Origin of the sequence: Promicromonospora panici (assembly GCF_900608595.1) — a bacterium.
In the GTDB taxonomy this organism is placed as follows: Bacteria; Actinomycetota; Actinomycetes; order Actinomycetales; family Cellulomonadaceae; genus Promicromonospora; species Promicromonospora panici.
Genome location: NZ_UWYY01000052.1, coordinates 1 through 5,600 on the forward strand (window position 1 = coordinate 1; position 5,600 = coordinate 5,600).

Genomic DNA, 5,600 nt, shown 5'->3' on the forward strand with positions numbered 1-5,600 from the left:
GAATGGTTGTCCGGCGGCGTCCTACTCTCCCACCCCGTCTCCAGGGCAGTACCATCGGCGCTGTAGGGCTGAGCTTCCGGGTTCGGAATGGGACCGGGCGTTTCCCCTACGCTAAGACCACCGTAACACTATCGAGAACGGCACCCCCCACACTCACGCTCACCAACCAACCCCGAACAAGGGTAGTAGTGGTGGTGTGTGGGGGTGGTGCCCGTGACTCGGGAACCGCATAGTGGACGCGAAACAAGCCTTCAAAAATTATTACCAGTGAGGTGTGTTGTGAAGTTATCGGCAGTTAGTACCGGTCAGCTCCGACAGTCTTCAGTCCTGTCTTCCACATCCGGCCTATCAACCCAGTGGTCTGCTGGGTGCCTCTCACACCACAAGGGTGCATGGAAACCTCATCTCGAAGCAGGCTTCCCGCTTAGATGCTTTCAGCGGTTATCCCTTCCGAACGTAGCCAACCAGCCGTGCTCCTGGCGGAACAACTGGCACACCAGAGGTTCGTCCGTCCCGGTCCTCTCGTACTAGGGACAGCCCTTCTCAAGTTTCCTACGCGCGCAGCGGATAGGGACCGAACTGTCTCACGACGTTCTAAACCCAGCTCGCGTACCGCTTTAATGGGCGAACAGCCCAACCCTTGGGACCTACTCCAGCCCCAGGATGCGACGAGCCGACATCGAGGTGCCAAACCATGCCGTCGATATGGACTCTTGGGCAAGATCAGCCTGTTATCCCCGGGGTACCTTTTATCCGTTGAGCGACGGCGCTTCCACAAGCCACCGCCGGATCACTAGTTCCGACTTTCGTCCCTGCTCGACCTGTCGGTCTCACAGTCAAGCTCCCTTGTGCACTTGCACTCGATACCTGATTGCCAACCAGGCTGAGGGAACCTTTGAGCGCCTCCGTTACATTTTAGGAGGCAACCGCCCCAGTTAAACTACCCACCAGGCACTGTCCCTGATCCGGATCACGGACCGAGGTTAGACATCCGAAGCGATCAGAGTGGTATTTCAACAATGACTCCACCCGAGCTGGCGCCCGGACTTCACAGTCTCCCACCTATCCTACACAAACCGCACCGAACACCAATACCAAGCTATAGTAAAGGTCCCGGGGTCTTTCCGTCCTGCTGCGCGTAACGAGCATCTTTACTCGTAGTGCAATTTCGCCGAGTTCGCGGTTGAGACAGCGGAGAAGTCGTTACGCCATTCGTGCAGGTCGGAACTTACCCGACAAGGAATTTCGCTACCTTAGGATGGTTATAGTTACCACCGCCGTTTACTGGGGCTTAAATTCTGAGCTTCGCCCAAAGGCTGACTCGTCCTCTTAACCTTCCAGCACCGGGCAGGCGTCAGTCCGTATACATCGTCTTGCGACTTCGCACGGACCTGTGTTTTTAGTAAACAGTCGCTTCTCCCTGGTCTCTGCGGCCCTCCCCGCGTCCCCCAGCAAGTGGGTTAACAGTTCAGGCCCCCCTTCTCCCGAAGTTACGGGGGCATTTTGCCGAGTTCCTTAACCACGATTCTCTCGATCGCCTTAGTATTCTCTACCTGACCACCTGAGTCGGTTTAGGGTACGGGCGGCTAGTCCCTCGCGTCGAGGCTTTTCTAGGCAGCATAGGATCACCAGATTCCCGCATACACGGTCACTATCAGCTCTCACCCTCATGCCCCACGGATTTGCCTATGGGACGGGCTACAACCTTGGACGTGGACAACCATCGCCACGCCTGGCTACCTTCCTGCGTCACCCCTGTTAACACGCTTACCTACTACCGGATCAGGTCCCACGCCTTACCAGCGGTCCGGTCCGAAGACCAGTGTGCTGGTTTGGGGTGGTTAGTATCACCGGGCTCGGTATGGGCGGTACTTCGCCGGTAGGAGAATATCAACTCCTTGTCCATCGACTACGCCTGTCGGCCTCGCCTTAGGTCCCGACTTACCCAGGGCGGATGAACCTGGCCCTGGAACCCTTGGTCATTCGGCGGACGGGATTCACACCCGTCATTCGCTACTCATGCCTGCATTCTCACTCGTGTAGGCTCCACCGCTAGGTCACCCTGCGACTTCACTGCCCACACGACGCTCCCCTACCCACCCACACACCTGAACACACACCACAAGGGCGCATGCTGGGCTAACGTATGAGTGCCACGGCTTCGGCGGTGTGCTTGAGCCCCGCTACATTGTCGGCGCGGAATCACTTGACCAGTGAGCTATTACGCACTCTTTCAAGGGTGGCTGCTTCTAAGCCAACCTCCTGGTTGTCTGTGCAACTCCACATCCTTTCCCACTGAGCACACGCTTAGGGGCCTTAGCCGGTGATCTGGGCTGTTTCCCTCTCGACCACGGAGCTTATCCCCCGCAGTCTCACTGCCGCGCTTACGACTTACCGGCATTCGGAGTTTGGCTGACGTCAGTAACCTGGTGAGGCCCATTAGCCATCCAGTAGCTCTACCTCCGGCAAGAAACACGCGACGCTGCACCTAAATGCATTTCGGGGAGAACCAGCTATCACGAAGTTTGATTGGCCTTTCACCCCTAACCACAGGTCATCCCCCAGGTTTTCAACCCTGGTGGGTTCGGTCCTCCACGCCGTCTTACCGGCGCTTCAACCTGCCCATGGCTAGATCACTTCGCTTCGGGTCTAGACCCGGCGACTCAATCGCCCTATTCGGACTCGCTTTCGCTACGGATACCCCACACGGGTTAACCTCGCCACCGAGCACTAACTCGCAGGCTCATTCTTCAAAAGGCACGCCGTCACCCCTGCAAGCCCCCAAAAAAGGGGACGGAGGCTCCGACGGATTGTAGGCACACGGTTTCAGGTACTATTTCACTCCCCTCCCGGGGTACTTTTCACCTTTCCCTCACGGTACTTGTCCGCTATCGGTCACTAGGTAGTATTTAGGCTTAGCAAGTGGTCTTGCCAGATTCACACGAGATTTCACGGGCCCCGTGCTACTTGGGATCCCCTCCACCAGGCCATGCCATTTCGTCTACGGGACTCCCACCCACTACGGTCCGGTATTCAACCCGGTTCGACTATGACACAACTTTCTCACTGGCTACCGGACTGTCAGATCCGGTCAGAAGGTCCCACAACCCCGCACACGCAACGCCTGACAGCTTGACACGCATACGGTTTGGCCTCATCCGCTTTCGCTCGCCACTACTCACGGAATATCTCTTCCTGTCGGTACTGAGATGTTTCACTTCCCGACGTTCCCCCCACACGCCCTATACATTCAAGCGCGGGTAACCGAACATGACTTCGGCTGGGTTCCCCCATTCGGAGACCCTCGGATCACAGCTCGTCTGCCAACTCCCCGAGGATTATCGCAGGCTACAACGTCCTTCTTCGGCTCCTAGTGCCAAGGCATCCACCAATGTGCCCTAAAAAACTTCAACAAACACAACAATCACAGAAACCAAGATGACCACAAAACAAGGAACCACAAACCCGAAAGCCCATGGCCCAACAGTCTCACGGTCGCAATCTTGGAAAAATTCAAAGATGCTCGCGTCCACTATGCAGTTCTCAAGCAACGGACGAACCCACCAGCCAACCCGCGGACACCACACCCGACACACCCCCGAAAGGACCATGCCAGCAGGTATGACCACGAACCAGTGACCCGTACTCAATCCAGAAACACTCGACCAGGACCCCGCCCACCCGCACCGATCACGAATGATCCGTCCAGGCCGGCATGATCCCGTGGCCGGTTGCCTCAGGACCCAACAGTGTGCTCGGCAAGCCATCCATCCCGCACTCTCCACGTTCCAGCCCTCCAGTGGAGGACGTACTAGCAGCGAGCACCCGGACAGGTACCTCTTCGTCAATGTTCCACCCATGAGCAACCACCCCAGACGCGTACGGCCTGGGCCTGGCCTCTGCCACCAGCTCCAACGGCCCCGTAGAGCACAGCCGGCGACCCCATCGTTATGTGGGGGCTGGTGGAGACGAGCTCCTTAGAAAGGAGGTGATCCAGCCGCACCTTCCGGTACGGCTACCTTGTTACGACTTAGTCCCAATCGCCAGTCCCACCTTCGACCACTCCCTCCCGAGGGTTGGGCCGTGAGCTTCGGGTGTTACCAACTTTCGTGACTTGACGGGCGGTGTGTACAAGGCCCGGGAACGTATTCACCGCAGCGTTGCTGATCTGCGATTACTAGCGACTCCGACTTCACGGGGTCGAGTTGCAGACCCCGATCCGAACTGAGACCGGCTTTTTGGGATTCGCTCCACCTCACGGTATCGCAGCCCTCTGTACCGGCCATTGTAGCATGCGTGAAGCCCAAGACATAAGGGGCATGATGATTTGACGTCATCCCCACCTTCCTCCGAGTTGACCCCGGCAGTCTCCCATGAGTCCCCGGCATAACCCGCTGGCAACATAGGATAAGGGTTGCGCTCGTTGCGGGACTTAACCCAACATCTCACGACACGAGCTGACGACAACCATGCACCACCTGTGTACGAGTGTCCAAAGAGAACCCCATCTCTGGGGCGTTCTCGTACATGTCAAGCCTTGGTAAGGTTCTTCGCGTTGCATCGAATTAATCCGCATGCTCCGCCGCTTGTGCGGGCCCCCGTCAATTCCTTTGAGTTTTAGCCTTGCGGCCGTACTCCCCAGGCGGGGCACTTAATGCGTTAGCTGCGGCACAGAACCAGTGGAACTGGCCCCACACCTAGTGCCCAACGTTTACGGCATGGACTACCAGGGTATCTAATCCTGTTCGCTCCCCATGCTTTCGCTCCTCAGCGTCAGTAACTGCCCAGAGACCTGCCTTCGCCATCGGTGTTCCTCCTGATATCTGCGCATTCCACCGCTACACCAGGAATTCCAGTCTCCCCTACAGCACTCTAGTCTGCCCGTACCCGATGCAAGCCCACAGTTGAGCCATGGGATTTCACACCAGACGCGACAGACCGCCTACGAGCTCTTTACGCCCAATAATTCCGGACAACGCTTGCGCCCTACGTATTACCGCGGCTGCTGGCACGTAGTTAGCCGGCGCTTCTTCTGCAGGTACCGTCACTTGCGCTTCTTCCCTGCTGAAAGAGGTTTACAACCCGAAGGCCGTCATCCCTCACGTGGCGTCGCTGCATCAGGCTTTCGCCCATTGTGCAATATTCCCCACTGCTGCCTCCCGTAGGAGTCTGGGCCGTGTCTCAGTCCCAGTGTGGCCGGTCGCCCTCTCAGGCCGGCTACCCGTCGACGCCTTGGTAGGCCATTACCCCACCAACAAGCTGATAGGCCGCGAGCCCATCCCCCACCGAAAAACTTTCCAACACCCACCATGCGATAGATGTTCATATCCGGTATTAGACCCCGTTTCCAAGGCTTATCCCGAAGTAGGGGGCAGGTTGCTCACGTGTTACTCACCCGTTCGCCACTGATCCACCCAGCAAGCTGAGCTTCACCGTTCGACTTGCATGTGTTAAGCACGCCACCAGCGTTCGTCCTGAGCCAGGATCAAACTCTCCGTAAAAGAGAAACATCCACACACCAACCAAAGATCAGTGCATGAACAAATGATACCGGCCAGATACAAATCTGATGATTTGTGTCCGTCCAAACAACCCCTCAC

General features: G+C 57.2%; 3 rRNA genes. All 3 read right to left on the reverse strand.

Going from position 1 to position 5,600, the window contains the following annotated elements:
* Nucleotides 1-8: 8 nt before the first annotated feature.
* The 3 genes from rrf to EW117_RS29230 all read right to left on the reverse strand — a co-directional run bounded on the left by rrf (nucleotide 9) and on the right by EW117_RS29230 (nucleotide 5,501).
* Nucleotides 9-125, reverse strand: a 5S ribosomal RNA gene (gene rrf / locus EW117_RS29220).
* A 151-nt stretch (nucleotides 126-276) separates the two neighbouring features.
* A 23S ribosomal RNA gene (locus EW117_RS29225) occupies nucleotides 277-3,414 on the reverse strand.
* A 567-nt stretch (nucleotides 3,415-3,981) separates the two neighbouring features.
* A 16S ribosomal RNA gene (locus tag EW117_RS29230) occupies nucleotides 3,982-5,501 on the reverse strand.
* The 16S, 23S and 5S rRNA genes sit together here, the layout of an rRNA operon.
* Nucleotides 5,502-5,600 lie beyond the last annotated feature (99 nt).